The 20,801-nt window shown below is 43.5% G+C and carries 15 protein-coding genes; 8 read left to right on the plus strand and 7 right to left on the minus strand.

The genetic code is table 11. The features are described 5' to 3' along the window. Positions 1-66 precede the first annotated feature (66 nt). The gene (locus ACSLBF_RS03235; protein WP_440055183.1) at positions 67-1,179 is read left to right on the plus strand and encodes a hypothetical protein; all 1,113 of its coding nucleotides are present in this window, start codon (positions 67-69) and stop codon (positions 1,177-1,179) included. Between the two features lie 378 nt (positions 1,180-1,557). Further along, positions 1,558-3,054 carry an immunoglobulin-like domain-containing protein gene (locus ACSLBF_RS03240; protein ID WP_440055184.1) on the plus strand — a complete coding sequence of 499 codons (1,497 nt, stop codon included), beginning with the start codon at positions 1,558-1,560 and terminating at the stop codon, positions 3,052-3,054. A gap of 41 nt (positions 3,055-3,095) precedes the next feature. Here the strand turns inward: ACSLBF_RS03240 and ACSLBF_RS03245 are convergent, their stop codons facing one another. From ACSLBF_RS03245 to ACSLBF_RS03255, 3 genes are all read right to left on the minus strand, one after another. Then, on the minus strand, positions 3,096-3,830 hold the full coding sequence (locus ACSLBF_RS03245; protein WP_440055185.1) for a hypothetical protein: 735 nt from the start codon (positions 3,828-3,830) through the stop codon (positions 3,096-3,098). 67 nt (positions 3,831-3,897) lie between these two features. Then, on the minus strand, positions 3,898-4,422 hold the full coding sequence (locus ACSLBF_RS03250) for an NUDIX hydrolase (protein ID WP_440055186.1): 525 nt from the start codon (positions 4,420-4,422) through the stop codon (positions 3,898-3,900). A 51-nt stretch (positions 4,423-4,473) separates the two neighbouring features. After that, positions 4,474-5,526 carry an aldo/keto reductase gene (locus ACSLBF_RS03255; protein WP_440055187.1) on the minus strand — a complete coding sequence of 351 codons (1,053 nt, stop codon included), beginning with the start codon at positions 5,524-5,526 and terminating at the stop codon, positions 4,474-4,476. A gap of 192 nt (positions 5,527-5,718) precedes the next feature. On the opposite strand from ACSLBF_RS03255, the gene dinB reads away from it, so the two are divergent. The 3 genes from dinB (at position 5,719) to ACSLBF_RS03270 (ending at position 10,224) form a co-directional block, all read left to right on the plus strand. Then, positions 5,719-6,768, plus strand: a complete 1,050-nt coding sequence (gene dinB / locus ACSLBF_RS03260; protein ID WP_440055188.1) for a DNA polymerase IV — start codon at positions 5,719-5,721, stop codon at positions 6,766-6,768. A 167-nt stretch (positions 6,769-6,935) separates the two neighbouring features. Continuing rightward, positions 6,936-8,624, plus strand: coding sequence for a carbon starvation CstA family protein (locus ACSLBF_RS03265; RefSeq protein WP_440055189.1), 1,689 nt, complete (start codon positions 6,936-6,938; stop codon positions 8,622-8,624). Between the two features lie 67 nt (positions 8,625-8,691). Beyond that, entirely contained in the window at positions 8,692-10,224 is a 1,533-nt protein-coding gene (locus ACSLBF_RS03270) for a M17 family metallopeptidase (RefSeq protein ID WP_440055190.1), read from the plus strand. A 336-nt stretch (positions 10,225-10,560) separates the two neighbouring features. Here the strand turns inward: ACSLBF_RS03270 and ACSLBF_RS03275 are convergent, their stop codons facing one another. Beyond that, positions 10,561-11,184 (minus strand): TIGR04211 family SH3 domain-containing protein, encoded by a 624-nt coding sequence (locus ACSLBF_RS03275; protein ID WP_440055191.1) that lies wholly within the window; start codon positions 11,182-11,184, stop codon positions 10,561-10,563. Positions 11,185-11,394: 210 nt separating this feature from the next. On the opposite strand from ACSLBF_RS03275, the gene ACSLBF_RS03280 reads away from it, so the two are divergent. Together ACSLBF_RS03280 and ACSLBF_RS03285 are read left to right on the plus strand one after the other, a co-directional pair. Further along, positions 11,395-12,915, plus strand: a complete 1,521-nt coding sequence (locus ACSLBF_RS03280; RefSeq protein ID WP_440055192.1) for a CYTH and CHAD domain-containing protein — start codon at positions 11,395-11,397, stop codon at positions 12,913-12,915. A gap of 144 nt (positions 12,916-13,059) precedes the next feature. Further along, positions 13,060-13,905, plus strand: coding sequence for an HDOD domain-containing protein (locus ACSLBF_RS03285; protein ID WP_440055193.1), 846 nt, complete (start codon positions 13,060-13,062; stop codon positions 13,903-13,905). 41 nt (positions 13,906-13,946) lie between these two features. On the opposite strand, the gene metK is transcribed toward ACSLBF_RS03285, so the two are convergent. Further along, positions 13,947-15,098 (minus strand): methionine adenosyltransferase, encoded by a 1,152-nt coding sequence (gene metK / locus ACSLBF_RS03290; protein ID WP_440055194.1) that lies wholly within the window; start codon positions 15,096-15,098, stop codon positions 13,947-13,949. Positions 15,099-15,636: 538 nt separating this feature from the next. Between metK and tkt the strand changes: the two genes are divergently transcribed. Further along, positions 15,637-17,631, plus strand: a complete 1,995-nt coding sequence (gene tkt, locus ACSLBF_RS03295; protein WP_440055195.1) for a transketolase — start codon at positions 15,637-15,639, stop codon at positions 17,629-17,631. A gap of 133 nt (positions 17,632-17,764) precedes the next feature. Here tkt and ACSLBF_RS03300 read toward each other — a convergent pair whose 3' ends face one another. After that, positions 17,765-19,780, minus strand: coding sequence for a methyl-accepting chemotaxis protein (locus tag ACSLBF_RS03300; protein ID WP_440055196.1), 2,016 nt, complete (start codon positions 19,778-19,780; stop codon positions 17,765-17,767). A gap of 222 nt (positions 19,781-20,002) precedes the next feature. Continuing rightward, positions 20,003-20,800, minus strand: a complete 798-nt coding sequence (locus tag ACSLBF_RS03305) for a symmetrical bis(5'-nucleosyl)-tetraphosphatase (RefSeq protein WP_440055197.1) — start codon at positions 20,798-20,800, stop codon at positions 20,003-20,005. Position 20,801 lies beyond the last annotated feature (1 nt).

The following is a 20,801-nucleotide window of genomic DNA, read 5'->3' on the forward strand; positions in this document are numbered from 1 at the left end:
TTTAAACTTCTTGTTAACCTTGATTTTCTCATTATGAGAAACGAGTTTTGTTTATAAGGAAATATAATGAAGTTAAAACAGTTAAAGTTACTCTGTAAAGGGCTAATATTACAAGGGGTGCTTTCTACTCCTTTGATTGTAAGTGCTGCTACAGAGTATAAAACAGAAATATGTTATTCCTGTACAGCCAGTAATGCACTTGAGTTTGCTAAAAAGTATCCGCCAGAGATCCAATGTTACACTAGTGGGCCGTTTGATTACGACTATACTCAGGAGTGTTATTCACAATCAAAAGATGTGTTGATTGTAAATGCTAATTCAAAACAGAAGTGGTATTTCAAATTATCACATGGTAATCAAGGTGCATACCGACACGAGCTTGCGTTACATGCTCAACCTAAGAGCTTACCCAGTGATGCTAATTCGTTAGTCGATGAGCTTTTAAGGTACTATGCCGCGTGGGACAAAGCGGTGGCAGGGGTTAGCGAGAAATACCAAGCTCAAGCCATGCAGTTAGCACCTCAAAATAAGACAAAAAATACTTTTTCGGCGACAGCCTCATCTCCGAATAACTGTCAAAATGAACCCATCAGCCGTGCTGCGTATTTTGCTTTTGATGCAGGAGCAAGAGCTGATTTACACCGAAGTTTAGTGAGTGCTTTTATAAAAGAGTACGGTAGTGTAAACGGTGCTTTTGAGACAAAGCGTACCACTGGCTTTGGTTACTCAGTCGGCAGAGATTCTGTATCCATTGCTGGCAACTTTGAATATGTCCCAGCGACTCGTAGCACGCGAGTTGATTTTCATGACCCTGTCAATGGTGGTCATACGATCGTTTATAATGTTTTCTCTGGAGAAAGAGGAAGCGGTTTAGACTTTGAATTGGCAGAAGACATGTCGTTCTTAGGTGGAAAAAGAATAAAAGACCTAGGTGAAACTAGACCCAGTGAGGTTTCCAATTGTATGTTGGAAGTATTAAATAAGTATCTGAAAGCGAGTATCCAAGGCGACTCTAGTAGCCCCGGAGGCTCTGCAATTAGTTATCCAGCAGGTTATGATCGAATACCAAGAAGATACTCAGGTGGTGGCTCTGGTGGTAGTTTCGGCCCAACTTGCACTTGGACTTTTTATGATCCTTTCGGTAGTCCTTATATGCAGCTAGAAGGTCCCTGTCCTTAAAATTTCTATTTTTAACTTAAGAGTCCATAGCAATAAACCTGGCAATGATCACGTGAGTAATGATCCATTGAAATATTTATGGGCTCTAATTTCAGATTAATTAAGCAACTACTCTTAACCTTGCATTTCTTTGCGCTGTGTTATTTTCCTCCTAATTATTTGCTCTATCTTCACATCTTTTTGAATCAAAAATGTACTAGAAGTAAATAGTAATTCATTTGTTCATTACAGATTATTACGCTTTCTCACACTAATGATCTCCCACCTACGATTAGGTAACATTTTTCACTCTGATTGCGGTTCTGTTTTAGTGACACTCTATGAGCGACGCTGTAATATGCATACTTTCAATCGCATCACGTAGAAGGAGAACACTTAGTGATTGATAATAAAAAAGCGGTGATTTTGTTAAGTGTATTAATGACGCTTACAGCTTGTGGCGGTGGTAGTAGCAAAAAGGCAATTATTAACGATACCAGCGAAGTGCCTAGGACCAACGATATTAAAGCACCAATTATCACTCTGCAGGGTGATAACCCCATGACACTTGAGTTTGGCACAACTTATGCGGACCCCGGAGCTTCCGCAGAGGATGATATCGACGATTCAGTTACCGTTTCCATAGAAAACAACATTAACGCGTTTGCGCTCGGCGAATATGAAGTTATTTACACCGCCAAAGATAAGGCCGGCAATGCCAGTGAAGCGACTCGCATAGTTAAAGTTATTGATACTACCCCACCCGAAATTACGCTTAATGGTGAGCAACAGCTAGAGTTAGCGCAGTGGCGAGATTTTCAGGATCCGGGTGTAGAAGCGAAAGATGCTGCAGATGGCATTGTATCGGTCAGCACTTCTGGAAACCTTGATAACACCAAAGTCGGTGTTTATGAGTTAACCTATAAAGCTACAGATAAGTCAGGTAACACAGCAACGGCAACGCGCACAGTTAAGGTTTTAGAAAACCCATCATTAGTGGATGTTCTAGCCGATCAGAACTTACTACTTTGTGCCAAAGAAGCCGGTTATGAATATGTTTTAGATGTTGTGGAGCTTTCTTGTAATAATAAGCGAGTGCAATCAACTCAAGGTATTAATCAGCTTGTCGAACTACGTGTGTTGGACTTGTCACGCAACGAAATCCAAGAAACGAATTTAACCGGAAACCCGTTATTAACTAAAGTTGATTTTAGCGATAACCTGTTGACAGAGCTTGATATTAAAAACAATTTAGAACTTAGTTCGTTGATTGCGGATAACAATAAACTGAGTGCGATTGATGTGACTCACAACGAAAAGCTGGTAGGCATTGCGCTTAGGTATAATCGCTTAACTGAGATTGATGTTTCAGCAAACCAGCAACTCGTATTGCTCATGTTGCAAGGTAATGCATTGACGCAACTAGATGTAGGCAACAATACCAAGTTGCAGTTTTTGAACGCTGGACGCAATCAACTGACAACAATAAATTTGAATAGCAACCCTGATTTAAAGACGGTTTTTGTCGCAGATAATCAGCTTACTAGTTTAGATTTAACAAACCTTAGTCAATTAAGCTCGTTGAATGCGGGAGACAATCAGTTGGCTAATATCGATGTTTCTCAAAACGAAGAACTTGACTTATTAGCTCTGAAAAATAATCAGCTGACTTCGATTAACGTGGCAAACAATATTGCTCTAGGACTTCTGGACTTGCGAAGTAATCAGCTTACTTCTCTTGATGTCAGCAGTAATACAACGTTGTATAAACTTCAAATTGAAGGTAACCAGATTACCGAGTTAGATCTTAGCAATAATACTGGTATCACTACACTTACCCTTGATGAAAATGTGGTTTGTACGGGTGAAAAATGCGCCATCAGCACTAAAATCTAATCTTTTTTAAGCCATCACAGCTGACCAACAGTGATGGCTTGTTATTTCCGTTTAAGCCACTTCGACATCGCCGCATCATAAGCCTTTTTAATTGCTCCACCATCACACGGCATTGGCGGTGTTCTATAACCCTTTTGCAGTCCTTCATGGATTGGCACTCCGGGAGGCGTGTGCACTTCGGCATAACATAACCCCCCTTCACGGAAGACGGTATAGTTAGGATGTGAATAATGCGTTTCTCTTGGCTTTCCCGCTCCCGATGCAGTTTGGTACTCTTTATGGACAGTAATTTGTGGAGGTTGTGATAACTTGTCCGTATAACTGGTGATGGGCTCTGCATTGTCGAATTGTCTAGTTTTTAAGTCATCGAGTGCTTTTCGAAAGTTAATAATTTTTCCTGTGGTGGTAGACGCATCTTCAGTTAAGTTGGTTGCTGTCGTTTGCACCGCAGGTTGTTGGTTGTTTTGTTCCGAAGTCTTTTTATCATTGACAGGCTCAGGCTCAGGCTCAGGCTCAGGCTCAGGCTCAGGCTCAGGCTCAGGCTCAGGCTCAGGCTCAGGCTCAGGCTCAGGCTCAGGCTCAGGCTCAGGCTCAGCTGCTTGTTCGCGCTGTTGTTCTGGTCGCTCAATGACCAAATAGGTTTTCATTGCGACGGCTTTAGAAGGGGGAGGAATAGGCACTTTTGTGTTAAGCAACAGCACAGCAATAATGCCGTGTAATAGGGTGGAGCCGACAAGGGCTATTATTAATCCTTTATTCTTAACCGTGAACCGCATTACTACACTTATAGTTATTTTTCCTTTAATAATGCGGTGTTAGAGTCAAAAATTGGGTTTTTGTTCCTCAAAAAGTGTATTTTTTATCAAGCAGCTGATTGGCTATCTGTTTCAGTAATATTAGTTCTCTTTCTAAAGAGAGTCCTTTGTTGTCTGTGGCGTCAAGTTTCGCTTGATTATGTGCAATTGCCTCATCAATCCCCATCCAGACAGGTTTCATGCCATTTAATGCTTCATAATGTTCCATTTCAGGTTCACTAAATTGGCCACAAATGTCACATAAATAGCAATAGGAAACGATATGAATATTATCAAAGTCGGGTTTGTACCAAGGTCGATATTCTTCGTATTTACCAAAAGGTTCGAAGCGTAAAATTGAATGCGCGCCGGTCTCTTCAGTCAATTCGCGTTGTAGTGCTTGCTCTAATGACTCACCTTCATCAGCTCCGCCGCCAGGTAGTGTATAGTCATCATACCTAGCCGTGTAGAGTAATAAAATATTATCGCCTTGTAGCACAATGGCTCGGGTGGTGATGCGTGTAAAACAAGAGCCCTGAGGCTGGATTGCAGGATGTATATTTAGAATTTGCATATTACTTCATAAGAATTTACCGCCTTGCTTAAACAAGGCGGGAGTGAAAAGTCAAAATGGTGCTGGGTAGGCTTTAAATACCGTGTCTATTTCAGCTAATGCTTCTGGACATAGCGGCTTTTCGAAGGCTTGAATGTTTTCTTTTAGCTGATCCATATTGGTCGCACCAATAATAGTTGAGGTCACGCCATCCACTTGATCGCACCATGCTAGGGCAAGCTGAGCTGCACTAAGGTTAAAGTCTTTAGCTACTTCGACATAGCGTGCAACAGCCTCTTGTGCGAGCTGAGTATCACGAAATAGGCCGTGACGTTGCATCAGGCTCCAGCGACTGCCTGCTGGTCTCGCGCCGCCAAGGTATTTACCACTTAGCATACCGCTGGCAAGCGGTGACCACGGCAAATAGGCAATGTTCTCGTTAACACAGCTTTCGATTAAATACGGCCAATCTTTAGCGTGCAGTAAATTAAATTCGTTCTGGATTGAAACTGGTTTCGTCAAGCCATGTTTATCGGCGAGAGAAAGGTATGTATGTATGCCCCAAGTTGTATCATCAGATAACCCCCAATGGCGTATTTTCCCAGCTTTTATGCAAGTTTCTAAGCTTTGTAGGATATCTAGCATCCCCGCTTTTTCTTGCTCTACATCCAACTCAGAAAAATTAATCATCCCTGGCCATTGCTTACCAAAGTGTGGCGAAGTGCGGTTTGGCCAGTGTAATTGATACAGATCGATGTAATCTGTGTTCAGGCGAGTTAATGAATCATCAACCGCTTTAATGATTGCATCACCGGTAATTGGTCCACCGTCTCGAACCCAGTGTAAGCCGCCACCGGCAATTTTGGTGGCTAACGTAATATGTTGACGTTTTTCCTGATGTCGCTTTAACCAATCACCAATGATGCTCTCTGTTTTCCCATAAGTTTCTGGCGAGGGTGGAACAGCGTACATCTCCGCAGTGTCGATAAAGTTAATGCCACGGCTAAGTGCGTAATTAATTTGTTCATCGGCATCATGCTGGTTATTTTGCAGGCCCCAAGTCATGCTGCCTAAGCAAATCCTTGAAACTTCAATTTGGCTGCTGCCAAGACGAGAATACTTCATGTCGGCTCCCGATGTCGTTGCTACCTTGCGGCAAATTCAATAATTTATACGCTAGAGTTTAGATCAATGTCCTTCGTGATGCAGTCATATTCGACTAATAACATTCAATTGCTGTTGTACTTAACTATTTGAAATTGCATTTGCCAAATACTGCATGCATAATGGCGCTGTATAAATAAACAGTGTTTTGTGATGCGTAAGTTTATCCATATCGATATGGACGCGTTTTATGCCAGCGTCGAAATGCGTGACAATCCAGCACTGGCTAGCGTGCCAATGGCCATTGGTGGGCGCAGTCATCGTGGCGTGTTGTCTACGGCTAACTATATTGCGCGCCAATATGGCGTTCGCTCAGCCATGTCTAACTACCAAGCAAAAAAACTCTGCCCGCAGTTGGTTATCGTCCCGGGTAGAATGGAAGTGTATCAGTCGATATCCAAACAAATCCGACAAATTTTCTTGCGCTATACCGAACAAATTGAACCGTTATCCCTTGACGAAGCGTACTTAGATGTTACTGAGTGTGAGCTGTTTAAAGGCAGTGCAACGCTTATTGCGCAGCAGATCCGAGCGGACATTTTTAACGAAACTCAGTTAACCGCCTCGGCAGGAATTGCACCGATAAAGTTTCTAGCAAAAATAGCCAGCGATGAAAATAAACCCAATGGCCAATGTGTTATTACTCCAGAGCAAATTAGCCCATTTATTGACAACTTAATGCTCAAGAAAATTCCCGGTGTGGGCAAAGTGATGCAGCAAAAGTTGTTAACGATGGGACTTGAATATGGGCGAGATGTTAAGGCTCTGTCAGAACCCCAGCTGCGCCAAGCTTTTGGTAAATTTGGTGGCGTGTTATGGCGTCGCTGCCAAGGGATTGATGAGCGAGGTGTAGAAACGCAGCGAGTCAGAAAATCTGTGGGAGTAGAAAGCACTTTTGCTGAAGACATTAGCAACGTTAATGAACTAAAGCGGATTATGAAAGATAAGCTACTGCCTGAGCTACAAAGAAGGGCGACTCGATACCAAGCACAAGGATTCAATAAAATGGGTGTTAAAGTTAAATTTTTTGATTTCACGCAGACCACTCGTGAATGCCAATATCAGCATATAGATATTGATATCTTTGAGCGTCTACTTGACGATGTGGTTGCTAGGTATCATGGCAAGCCTGTGCGACTTATTGGTCTACAAATAGGTTTGAATCCTGCGTCCAATGAGCAGCCGCAATTGTCACTTTTTTGAAGTGTCGAAAATAATTGAAAGGTAGTATTTGTGAATGCTGTGTTCATCCAACCATTCGACCAATAGATAACTGCTTTTACTCAACTTTGTGCTACCTTCGAAGGGCATAATGCCAAAACTGCGTGTCACGTTGCTTTTGGTAAAAACAACAACAAGAGGACAGGATAATGCAATCCATAATGATCGTGCTATTTGGCATCATCGGGATGCTATTTGGATGGTTTGTTTACTCCAAATTTATTGCCCAGAAAATTTTTAAGATGGACGACAACTTTGTCACGCCAGCCCATGAACTTGAAGATGGCGTCGATTATGTGCCGACAAATAAAGTAGTGCTCTGGGGGCATCACTTTACCTCAGTTGCTGGCGCAGCGCCGATTGTTGGCCCTGCAATCGCAGTGTATTGGGGCTGGGTGCCAGCGGTACTTTGGGTGGTACTTGGGACTATTTTCTTTGCTGGTGTGCACGATATGGGCGCGCTGTGGGCAAGTGCTAGACATAAAGGTAAGTCGATGGGCGCACTGTCTGAAAGCGTGATTGGTAAGCGCACTCGCTCTTTATTTATGATTGTGGTGTTTCTAGTATTGCTAATGGTCAATGCGGTGTTCGGTGTGGTGATCGCCAACTCTTTTGTTGGCAACCCTAACGCGGTATTCCCAGCTTGGGCGGCGATAGCCGTTGCGTTGGTGATTGGTCAGTTGTTAAAGCGTCAAGTGCCGCTGATCCCGTTATGTATTATTGGGGTGATAGTACTGTATGCCACCATCTATATGGGTAGCTCAATGCCGCTGTCATTACCAACAGAGTTGTTTGGCTTAAGTGACAAGGCCAATTGGATCATTATCTTGTTTATCTATGCGGCGGTTGCTTCGTTATTGCCTGTATGGATGCTATTACAACCCAGAGACTTTATTAATGGAATGCAGCTTTTAGTTGGGCTGATTTTGCTTTATGGGGCCGTGTTTGTGGTGATGCCAGACATTACTGCGCCAGCATTTAATACCCATACCGTAGAGAATACGCCAAGTATTATTCCACTACTATTTGTTACCATCGCTTGCGGTGCTGTATCTGGCTTTCATGGCATTGTGTCCTCGGGTACCAGTTCAAAACAATTAAACAAAGAAACGGACGGTCGATTTGTTGGTTACTTAGGTGCGGTGGGTGAAGGTTCACTGGCACTCATCACTTTGGTTGCTGTGAGTGGCGTGATGTTAGCTGTCACACCTGAGCAGTGGCATGAAATATACAGTCATTTAGGAGCTGGGAGTGTTGCTGCATTTATTAATGGTGGCTCTAACTTAATCAGTACTGGCTGGGGATTGCCGGTTGAAATAGCGTCAACTTTGTTGGCGGTGATGGTCGTGCTCTTTGCTGGTACAACAATGGACTCGGGCGTGCGGCTGCAGCGCTATATCATTCAAGAATGGGGTGAAATTTACAATATCAAGCTACTTAACAACGGCATTGTTGCAACCCTAGTCGCCGTTGCATGTTGTTTATTGCTGGCATTTGGTGCTGGTGGCGCTTCAGGTAGTGGCGGTATGGTGATCTGGCCGTTATTTGGTTCAACCAATCAAATTCTTGCCAGCCTCACCTTGTTGGTTATTTCAGTGTATTTAATTAAGCTAGATCGCCCCGCTAAATACACCTTAATTCCCATGGTTTTTGTATTGAGTATGGCGTTTTTTGCAGGCCTAATTAAGCTGGGTGAATACTACCAAAAGGGTAACTGGCTGTTGGTCGTGCTTGATATTGTTGTTCTAGTGGTGAGTGTATTAGTCATGCTTGAGGCTTGGGGAGTGATCAATAAATTCAAAACAAAGTCTGAGAATCAAAAGGATGTTGCTCAATAGCCTTGGAAGTCGTTAGCAAATCACCTATAGTCGGCCCTGATTCTAAAACTAGAAAAGGGCCTTTTTTATGTCTTTTCCCATTGCGTTACCAAGTAATGAATTACTAATAAATGATGCTGATGCAATCGTCATTGTCACCGCCAATATTAACGATCTTGGAGATGCGCTGCTTAACGAAATTGCAGCGCCCCATATTGCGGTAGATGCACGCATCGCACAAAAACCAACGCTTATTGTTTCAGATAAACTACCAGGAAAGCGTTTGGTGATCTCACCGACGGGTCCACTTGATAGAGACTACGACGATGTTAGACGTTTCTTTGAAGCGGCTAAAGCGGGTGTTTTAGAAGCTAAAGCAGCAGGTGCGGTAAAGCCTGTTTTAGCTGTTTCTGCCGTGCCAGCGGATACTCGTTATAGCAATGCGCTATCGGTGAGCTTTTTAGGCGCCTGTCAGGGCCTATGGCAACCGCTAGAAGCGCGTGAATATCATGGCGATGCAATCGAGCCGATTGAAACTATTTATCTTTACCAAGCCTCACAGCAACAATGTGAGCAAGTAACCGCAGTAGCTGCTGGTCAATATGCCGCGCGTGACTTGTGTGGTACTGAACCTGAACGTATGGCTCCACCGCGTTTTGCAGATTACTGCGTAGAGCTATTTTCTGGCAGTAAAGTTAGCGTTGAAGTGATAGCAGACATCGATACTATCGACCGTCAATACCCATTGCTAAGTACCGTGGCTCGCGCTTCGTATGCCGTTGAACGCCATCATCCAAGAGTAGTGAAAATGGCCTACGAGCCTGAGGGTGAAGTTGCGCGCACACTCATCTTTGTTGGTAAGGGCTTGGTGTATGACACTGGCGGTGCCGATCTGAAAGTCGGTGGCTTTATGGCGGGTATGAGCCGTGATAAAGGCGGTGCGGCATCGGTGGTTGGTTTTATGGAAGCGGTTGCTAAATACCAACCTCAAGGTGTAAAAGTGATTGCCTATTTGGCGGTGGTCCGTAACTCCATTGGTTCGGACTGTTTTGTTCCTGATGAGATTATTACCAGCCGAGAAGGTATCCGTGTGCGTATTGGTAACACTGATGCGGAAGGTCGCTTGGCAATGGGCGATCTGCTCAGTGAGGCTAAAGACTTAGCCATGGGTGAGAAAAACCCAGTGATTTTCACTGTAGCAACGCTGACTGGCCACGCTGCAAGAGCGGTTGGTCCCTACAGCGCTTACGTTGAAAACGGTCCAGCACGTCAAGCTGGCTTGTCTCAACAGCTAGTTGATGCAGGCGATCTGTGGGCTGATTGTGCTGAAGTATCGCGTAGTCGCCGTGAAGACTATGACTTTGTTAAACCTAGAACATTGGCTGATGACGTGCTTTCAAGTAATAACGCACCATCTGCTGTCACCGCGCGTGGTCACCAGTTCCCAATGGCATTCCTAGCTATCGTTGGTGGTCTAGACAAGCATGGTTGTAATTCTGAACTACCGATCCCATACATTCATATGGACATTGCTGGCAGTGGTGTTGAAGGTGGTGATTGGCAACATGGCAAACCGACCGGCGCAACGGTAAGTAGCTTATTCGCTCAATACTGCCTGTAACCTCAAAACCCTATAGTGCTAACTAGTAAACTCAGTTAGCATTATTAAATCGGTTGATTGTTGGATGGCGCCTATGGCCTATCCAACCTACTCTAATATCGATGTAGGTCGGTTAAGAGGTGAAGTTACGCCATCCGACAGGCCTGATCATCATCACTAATTGCTGAGTGATCTGTCACATAATGTATGGGTGCTAACGTAAATATTCACGAACTGCGTAACTGCGGTATTCATTTTGGGTGGCGTTGATAGCAGCGGTTAATCTGCGTTACGTGGAAAGGCGTGACTATAAAGACGAGAGAAAAGGTGGCCAACTCAGACCACCTAAAAAAATGCTTACCAGCCGTCGTAGCGTTTTCTACGAGATAGCGTCAAGGTCAAAATAACTCCAATGACTAAACTACCTAATGCAATTGCACCACCGTAACCTAGTAATAAGTGACGTTCTTTATCGACCTTTTGTTGTTTCACTGACTTTTCTTCTGCAAGTTGCTGCTCAAGGCTAGCAATGGTTTCGTTAAGATTGCTGTTCTCTGCTCTGAGTTCGTTGTTAGCTTGTTGTAATTCAGGGAGTTGTTGTTCTGTGGTGGTTAATTGTTGTTGTGTGTCCGAGAGCGTTTGGTTTAGCGCATCTAATTGTTGTCTTAGCCCAGGCTCAGTTGTTGCAAAGTCGCTTTCAATCCAGCCCTCTCTGTCTTTATCATCTTTAATTTGGATAAAGCCGTCTTCTGCGCCACTTAAAATCGTGATTCTACTGCCTGCATTCACCGAGCCCAGAATTCGGTAATTTTTGCCTGGACCTGTGTGCATAAAAATATATAAGTCGTCACTGATGTAACCATTGGGTTGAAGCTGTTGTTCAACCTCTTCAGAGGCGACGGTTTCAACAGGCTCTTCCGCAACAACAGGCAGGGTGGCGAGGAATAAACTAGCAATCACTATCTGTTTTATATTAAACATCCATGGGCCTTATCAATTTGGGTCGTAAAGTTTACAAAATAGTAGGGATTTAACTTACTAATAGCAAGAGCAAGTTATCGGTAATTAGGCTGATTTTTATGATTTATTTCTGTCAACACGGACCTTGAGTATGACACAAAAAGATTGCAAACTGACTATGGTTTGTATATTTTGATCTTCCCTTAGATAAATAGGTATTACACTACCCTAATGGACACTGAAATAGAGCTGAAGTTTTTGGTTTCAGACAATGAAGTACCACTGATCCCAGCGTTGGTAACACAATTTGCTAAAACGGTTACTAACAAACCTGCTAAAAATCTCAAAAATGCCTACTTTGATACCCCAAACCGTGAACTTAGAGCACTTGATATTGGTTTAAGAACGCGTTGCTGCAACGACGAATGTGAGCAGACCATCAAGCTAGCCGGTGAAGTGGTGGGCGGGTTGCATCAGCGCCCAGAATACAACTTGCCACTGCAAACGGGAAGACCTGACCTTTATGCCTTTGATGCCAATATTTGGCCTCATGCTATGCAACTAGAGGCTATTGCCGACAATATTTTCCCTATTTTCACCACTAATTTTATTCGTCGTACCTGGTTAGTTGAAACTGAATCTGGCAGTAAAATAGAGGTGGTATTAGATAAGGGAGAGATCAGTGCTCAGGGTCAAATAGAGCCAATCAATGAGCTAGAGATTGAGCTTATTGAAGGGGATAGGGAAGACTTATTTTCCCTTGCTGATCATCTGATTAAGCAAGCTGGTATGCGTCTGGGTTTATATTCAAAGGCGGCAAGAGGCTATCGGTTAGCCGATGATTCGCCGTTGAAGTCAAATAAGTTTATTGGCTTTGTTCCACTTGAGCATGATGCAACACAAGAGCAGGCGTTAATCGCCACGGTAAGTTATGGTATTCAATTTGTACAAAAACATGAGCAATGCTATTTCAACAAAGCCAGTTTAAAAACCCTAAAACGCGTTATTGATGGTGTGACACTTATTCGTCATGCATTTTGGTTATTTGATGAGATCGTTGATAAGTCTTCGACGGAACATATCCGTAATGAATTAAAATGGCTGTTGTCGGAATTGGCTTGGGTCGAAAATGCCATTCATCTAAAAACATACACCTCCAAGCGTCACGCCTATTATAAAAAAATCACCCAGTTTCCTGAATTAATGCAAGTCATTGATGATTTAACCGACGTGCAACCTTCGCCGACTGACATCGAGGATTTGTTCCATTGTACTCGCTATAACCGCCTGATTTTGTCGTTGACTCGTTGGTTAGTTGACAAAGCATGGCGGAAAAACTGGGACCAAAAAGCACTCACGGCGGCAGAGTCACCAGTCACAGAAATAGCAGCAAGGTTGTTTAACAAAGATTGGTACGAGCTAAAAAATCTGTTGCCACAAGACAGTAGTATGTCCGAGCAAGACTATATCCAAATCAGGCATCGTCTAGAAAACACCTTACTGAGTGGCAACTGTCTTGGGTCACTATACGATAAAGAAGCGCGCAAAGCGTTTAGAATGCCTTGGATTGATATCACCTACGGTATCTACGAGTTAGAAACGCTATCCTATTTGCATCAGTTGTGTCAGTCCCAAGAAGGTGGAGAATTTGACGAAGTGCAGCTGTGGTTAAAGCAAAAGTCCGACTTCTTGGTTTCTGCGATGGAGCAAAGTCGCGAATCGTCCTTTAACAGCGAGCCTTATTGGCGATAAATTTTGTCGGCGCCTCATCGCAGTGAGGCGCATTTTACTCTCTCGCTTTGAATCAGTTTGGCGTTTCAGTTTCTGTCTTTCTCCTATACGCTTGATAAGCAAATATCTACTACACTTTTTCTAGATTGTGAAAGAGGTTTCGTAATGATAGATATTGACGATAAAGTGCTTAAAGATTTGAAAGGCGGATTTAATCTACCCACCAAACCTCATATCCTCCAACAGCTTCAGAATGAGTTGCATCAAGCCGAACCAGATCTTGCTAAGGTCGCTGCGATTGTTGCTGAAGATGTAGGTGCATCGGCTGCAGTATTGAAAGTGATTAATTCCCCAGCTTACGGGTTGGCTAGAACCATTACCGATATACGTCAGGCGGTGATGTTTTTGGGGGTCAATTGTATCACTCAACTGGTTACCGGATATCTGTTAGAAAATGCCTTCCAACAAGCGCAATGCAGTATTCCTTTACAACAATTTTGGGATAATGCTGCCGATATTTCTCAGGTCGCGATGGTGATAGGACAGCATCTAAAAAGCAGTGTGCCAGTTGAAAATTTACAATTATTGGGTCTATTTCACGATGCGGGGATCCCAGCAATGGCAGTGAAGTACTCGGATTATGGAGAAGTGCTGCAAGCAGCAATTGCCCGTCCTGAGAATAACTTAGCACATTACGAAAAACAAAAGTATCCAGCTAACCACATGATTGTTGGTTACTTTCTTGCGTCCTCATGGCACTTGCCCAAAGCAATTTGCCAAATGATTTTACGCCATCATGATGTGACATTTTTGGATGAGAAGCGAGATGAAGCTGAGTTACAAACGTTTGCTGCGCTTAAATTAGCCGAAAACTTATGTTTTGAAGCGAAACATTTTCGTAGTGCTGCCGATTGGCACGTGTTTAAAGATAAAGTATTCGTGGTGCTGAATTTAGATGACGATCAATACACAGATCTAAAAGAAGACGCAGAAGAGCTATTTATCCACTAAAAAAGGCTCCGTAGAGCCTTTTTTCAAATCAGTGTGGCTAATTATAAGCCTGCTGATGCGCGTAGCGCTTCCGCTTTATCAGTTGCTTCCCAAGGGAACTCGTTACGACCAAAGTGGCCGTATGCCGCTGTAGGCTGATAAATAGGACGCTCTAGGTCAAGCATAGTGATTAGACCATAAGGACGTAGATCGAAGTGCTCGCGAATTAGCTCGATTAAGCGTGTTTCGTCTAGCTTACCTGTGCCGAAAGTCTCAACGCTGATAGAGGTTGGTTCTGCAACACCAATAGCGTAAGAAACTTGGATTTCACACTTGTCAGCAAGACCAGCAGCAACAATGTTTTTCGCAACATAGCGCGCTGCGTAAGCTGCTGAACGGTCAACTTTTGATGGATCTTTACCAGAGAACGCACCACCACCGTGACGAGCCATACCACCGTAGGTGTCTACGATGATTTTACGACCTGTAAGACCACAGTCACCCATTGGACCACCAATTACAAAACGGCCAGTTGGGTTAATGAAGAATTTAGTCGCTTCAGTGATAAGCTCTGCAGGTAATGTTGGCTTGATGATAGTTTCCATTACCGCTTCAACTAGGTCATCTTGTGAAATTGTGTCACAGTGCTGAGTTGAAAGTACCACAGCATCAATACCAACAGGCTTGCCGTTTTCGTAGGCAAATGTAACCTGAGACTTTGCATCAGGACGTAACCACGGTAGCGTGCCATCTTTACGCACTTGCGCTTGACGTTGTACAAGACGGTGTGAGTAGGTGATAGGTGCAGGCATTAAAACATCAGTTTCATTACATGCATAACCAAACATTAGGCCTTGGTCACCAGCACCTTGTTCTTCAGGGCGCGCACGGTCAACACCTTGGTTGATGTCAGGAGACTGTTTACCAATGGTATTTAAGATAGCGCAAGAGTCAGCATCGAAACCCATGTCTGAATGAGTGTAACCGATCTCGCGAACCGTTTTACGAGTTAACTCTTCAATATCAACCCAAGCACTGGTTGTAACTTCACCACCAACCATTACCATGCCGGTTTTTACGTAGGTTTCACACGCAACACGTGCTTTTGGATCTTGCTCAAGGATCGCATCCAGTACCGCATCAGAGATCTGATCGGCGATTTTATCCGGGTGACCTTCAGAAACAGATTCAGAAGTAAATAAGTGTTTTGCCATTGTAATAATGCTCACAAATATTGCGCTTCACAAACATCAGGAACAGCGCGAAAAAATAAGGGACGTATTCTAACCAAAAAGCAATGCTTTTGACCAGCTATTTTACGCCTAGACGTCCAAAATAGTTCAAACTATTTTACTAGCCAGATAAAGCCTAGGGCCTGTTGAGCTTTCAAGTTTGTTTTCGCTGCAGTTTGATTGTCATTAGCACGAGGCAAACCCTGCCTGGCATAGTAATTCTATGTGAGCTAGGCAATAACTCAGTATTAATGCCAATCTAGCGCAGCCCTTCGGGTTCCCCTTAGTGCGCTTTGTTCATTGTTGCTCAACTTTTGCTTAGATTACTAGGCTACAAGTCGAGCGCCGCGATCAAAACCCACTAAGGGGAACGAAAATCAAACAGCAAAACACAACAGGCCCTAAATGAATCTTGCATTTTTTTGGGTTTATCGTTGCAGTTGGCCGTCTAAAAAGTAAAAATGGGGCAGATAACACATGTATCAATACCCGCGAAACACTATTTAAGGTAGGAGAATTCATGCCATCTCGCAAAGAACTTGCTAACGCAATTCGCGTTCTTTCAATGGACGCAGTACAAAAGGCCAAGTCTGGTCACCCTGGAGCCCCTATGGGCATGGCTGACATCGCTGAAGTACTTTGGCGCGACTTTTTAAAGCACAATCCAAATAACCCGGATTGGTACGACAGAGACCGATTTATTCTGTCCAATGGCCATGGTTCGATGCTGATTTATTCTCTGCTACATCTGAGCGGCTATGACCTATCAATTGATGATTTGAAAAACTTCCGTCAGTTACATTCGAAGACACCAGGACATCCAGAGTACGGTTATGCACCAGGTATCGAAACAACGACAGGCCCATTAGGTCAAGGTATTACCAATGCGGTTGGTATGGCAATTGCCGAAAAAGCATTGGCGGCTCAGTTTAACCGTGATGAATTCGATATCGTAAACCACTTTACTTATACGTTCCTTGGTGATGGTTGTTTAATGGAAGGTATTTCTCATGAAGCCTGTTCATTAGCTGGTACTTTAGGATTGGGTAAGCTTATTGCGTTTTGGGATGACAATGGCATCTCAATTGATGGTGAAGTAGAAGGTTGGTTCAGCGACGATACTCCTAAGCGTTTCGAATCGTACGGCTGGCATGTGATCGCGGATGTTGATGGTCATGATAGCGATGCGGTCAAAGCGGCGATTGAAGCTGCGCAAGCAGAAACGTCAAAACCCACACTTATTTGTTGTAAAACGGTGATCGGTTATGGCTCACCGAATAAGTCAGGTAGTCACGACTGTCACGGTGCGCCACTAGGTGATGAAGAAATCCTAGCTGCACGTGAGTTCTTAGGTTGGTCTCATCCGGCGTTTGAAATCCCAGAAGATGTTTATGCTAAGTGGGATGCAACAGCGCGCGGTCAACAGCAACAAAGTGAGTGGTTGGTTAAATTCACTGAATACCAAACTCAATACCCTGAGCTTGCTGCTGAATTTGAACGTCGTATGAAAGGTGACTTACCAGCCGATTGGAGCGAGAAAACAGAAGCCTACATTGCTGATTTGCAGGCGAACCCAGCTAATCCGGCAACGCGTAAAGCTTCGCAAAATGCGTTAAATGCCTATGGTCCTATCCTGCCTGAATTTATGGGTGGTTCTGCGGATTTGGCTGGTTCAAATTTAACGCTTTGGGATCAATCTAAAGGTTTAACAGCAGAAGATGCATCAGGAAACTACATTTTCTACGGTGTACGTGAATTTGGTATGTCAGCCATTATGAATGGTATCGCGCTACATAAAGGATTTATTCCTTACGGTGCAACATTCTTGATGTTTATGGAGTATGCGCGTAATGCGGTACGTATGGCTGCTCTAATGAAGCAAAGAAGTATCTTTGTTTATACACATGATTCTATTGGCCTAGGTGAAGATGGTCCAACTCACCAGCCAGTTGAACAAATCGCAAATTTACGTCTAACACCAAATATGGTCACTTGGCGTCCTTGTGATCAGGTAGAGTCAGCGGTTTCATGGCAGCAAGCGGTTGAACGTCAAGACGGTCCAACCGCATTAGTATTCACCCGCCAAGGCTTAGAACAGCAAGCTCGCACCACTGAGCAAGTTGCTGCGATTAAGAAAGGTGGTTACGTACTTTCTTGTGACGGCACCCCTGAAGTTATTTTGATTGCGACAGGTTCAGAAGTGCAACTCGCTGTTGAAGCTGCTCAGCAGTTACGCTCAGAAGGCAAACAAGTACGTGTGGTTTCAATGCCTTCAACAGATGTCTTTGATGCTCAGTCGGCAGAGTACAAAGAAAGTGTCTTACCAAGTGCTGTGACTCGTCGTGTAGCTATTGAAGCGGGTATTGAAGACTTCTGGTACAAATATGTTGGCTTGAATGGCGCGATTGTTGGTATGAAGACATTCGGCGAATCAGCACCTGCAGGTGAACTATTCAAACTATTCGGCTTTACCGTTGAAAATGTGGTAGAAAAAGCCAAAGCTTTGTTCGCTTAATTGGCAAGCAAAGCCCAGAAAAAACCACGCATCAGCGTGGTTTTTTATTTCCTACATAACCTCAACCTTGCATTGGTATAAAAAAGCATTATTGAGCAAATTTGCTTATCCGCCGTTGAGGTTACATAACAAGTTATACCTTAAACTGCTCTACTGATAATCTCAGTTCTTCAGCAAGTTTCGCGACTTCTGAGCTCGAAATTGAAGTTTGCGTCGCCCCTTCTGCGGTTTGCTCTGCGATAGCTACGATTGACTCCAATCGTTCGCTGATCTCTTGCGCTACTTGTTGCTGTTCGTTTGCAGCGTTAGCAATTTCTTCACTGACGTCGTGCGCTTGAGACACCGCATCAGTGATCGAGTTTAGGGCCGCATTGGCAAGGTCACTTTTTGTCACACAAGACTCAGCCTGTTGTTTGCCCTTCGACATAGCATTTACCGCTTCTTCAGCCCCAGCTTGCAACGATTGGATCATAGCCTGAATTTCTTGTGTTGATTCTTGAGTCTTACTCGCCAATGAACGAACTTCATCGGCTACTACCGCAAAGCCTCGACCTTGTTCACCTGCACGTGCAGCTTCAATAGCTGCGTTTAGCGCCAAGAGATTGGTTTGCTCTGCAATGCCTCTGATCACGTCCAAGATACCGCCGATTGAAGCACTGTCTTGATGCAGCTTGTTGATTACACTTGAGGCTTCATCAACCTCACGCGCGAGTTGCTCAATAGTGTGTTTATTATCGTGAGAAATACCTTTAACACGTTCGGCTTCTTTATCAGCGTTTTTAATTTCTTGTAGTGCTTGATGGGCGCTATTGCTAACCCCATGAGCTGTGCTGCTCATCTCTGTTGTTGCCGTTGCAGCTTGCTCAACTTGGGCCTGTTGACTCTTGATGGCTTGGCTTGACTCATTGGTAATCGCAGAGGTTTGCTCTGAAGCAGCCGCAAGTTGAGTTGAGCGTGACACAATACCGGTTATTAACTCTCTAAGGCTAACGATTAAGGTATTGCAGCTTTTCGACAGCTCTCCAAATTCGTCTCTTGCACTGTCATCTAGCTTTTGCGTCATATCGCCTCGGGCGACAATATTGAGTACTCTGTTGACCTCTGCTAGCGGTTTGGTGATCCGGCTTACGGTCATGTAGGCAACTAAAATAGCCAAACATGCAGCTACTATCATACCGACCCAAGTCCATAGGTTTGCGGTAGATACATCATCGCGTACGCCTTCTTGCAGATTAAATGCGACCTGACTTGCTTCGTTGAGGAGTTCATCAAGCTGTGCAAGCGCGTCTTTGGTTGCTTTTTCTGTATCCGATAGTTCCTTTCTTGTTTGCGCTGTGGCCCGCAGTAAATTCTTTTGGTTTTCTGCAATGCTATTCGGACCAGTTACGATATTTTTTAGCGTGATGTAGTAGTTCTCTAAATCAACATACAAATCTTCATTTAAAATTTGTACAGCATCTTTCGTCAACGATATATTTCTATCTAGTTCTTCTAGTACAAACTTTTGATCATTACGAATGATCTCAAGGGTATTGACGTCAGTTACAGTCAGCATATCGCTGCTACTTGTCACAATTGAAGAAAAGCTGTTTTCAAGATTGTTTGCGGCTTGAAAAGCACGGTTGTTATCTTCTTCTAACCCGTCTAGATCTATGATATCGACAGTGACCATAGTGGCATCTTCTGCTGCCATATCTAGCTCAGATAATTGTTCTTTTAATTTATCTTTTAACTGTAGTTCTAGCGCTTTGTCTTTTGCTAACGCGTTCATCGATTTGACGAATGCGGTATAGCTATTACCAACTTGTTTGCTGCTGGATGTAAGCTTGCTGTTGTTCGCTACGACCGCTTGTAACTCTGAATATGTTTTGTCGAAGATCTTTTGTCGTTCACCAAATTGGCTTTTTAAAGCGGCAAGCTCATTTTCGCTGGTTGCGTAAAAACTGCCTTGAGCCATTTTACTCATGAGTGTGAATTCAACTTGTAATGCTGAACTTTTGACCAGAGCGGGCAGAGACAGGTTATTCACCTGCTGTGTTGAATTGTCAATGTTGGCAATTCTCAGCAATGAATTACCGCCGATAAGAAGGAGCAACAATGTGATGGTAATAAATCCACCCCAAATACGTTGGCTAACAGTTAGATTCATAGGTTTCCTACAAAATTTACAAAGCAGAACGGTTACTTATCGGATTTATTGCGGATAAGTTAAGTATTTTATAGCAGATGTGACTAAAAAATTCAGTAAAAAAGGATGTAATACGAAAATTAATCGACAACTTGGTTTAAAAATATACAGCCGGTGTAAAGTTGTGAATTAGCGGTAATTTAATCATCCATAGTTTCTATTTCGTATTACGAATAGGGTTAGTTATGGACATCGGTGATATTCGTTAGTATCTAGGTTAAGCATAGTGAGATGGCCACCCCATACACAACCTGTATCTAAAGCAATAATGTTACTTTTATCGGTCTTCCCTTCTAAAGCAGCCCAATGGCCGAAAATATAACGAATACTCGGCTCTAAATAACCGAATTTAAACCATGGGAGTAGCTCTTGTGCTGCATTTGGTCCTGACTTATTGGTTAATTCAAGGTCACCGTTAGCATCAACGAAGCGCATTCTCGTAAAGACGTTCACAATCGCCTTAAATTTTTCTTTATTGGATAATGATTCTATCGCTTGGTTAGGATGTTTTCCGTACATTGCTGCATAGAACTCAGTGGCTTTTTCTGATTGATATATGGACTCTGCAAAACGAGCATATTCTATCGCCTGCGCAATTTTCCAGCTGGGATGTAGTCCTGCGTGTGAAATGAAGGTTTTTTGTTGCTCCAGCCAGATGGCTATGGGCTGAGAGCGTAAAAACTCCACAAAAGCTGGATGCATCTCGCTATTAAAAACCGCTTCTAACTTATCTTTAGGGTTAGGCGCTTTATTTAATGCTGAGCATGCAAGAAAATGTAGGTCGTGATTGCCAAGAGTGATGGTAACAGCGCCAGCATTTTGATATAGAAAATTTAGGCAAGCCAACGAATCTGGACCTCGGGCGATAACATCTCCAACAGAATAAAGATGGTCTCTGCTTGGGTTAAAATCGACTTCCTCTAGCAGTCTGATAAAAGGGGCGAAGCACCCCTGAAGATCACCAATTGCGTAGTTTGCCATA

It is taken from the genome of Pseudoalteromonas sp. T1lg65 (assembly GCF_051930985.1).
Taxonomy (GTDB): Bacteria; Pseudomonadota; Gammaproteobacteria; order Enterobacterales; family Alteromonadaceae; genus Pseudoalteromonas.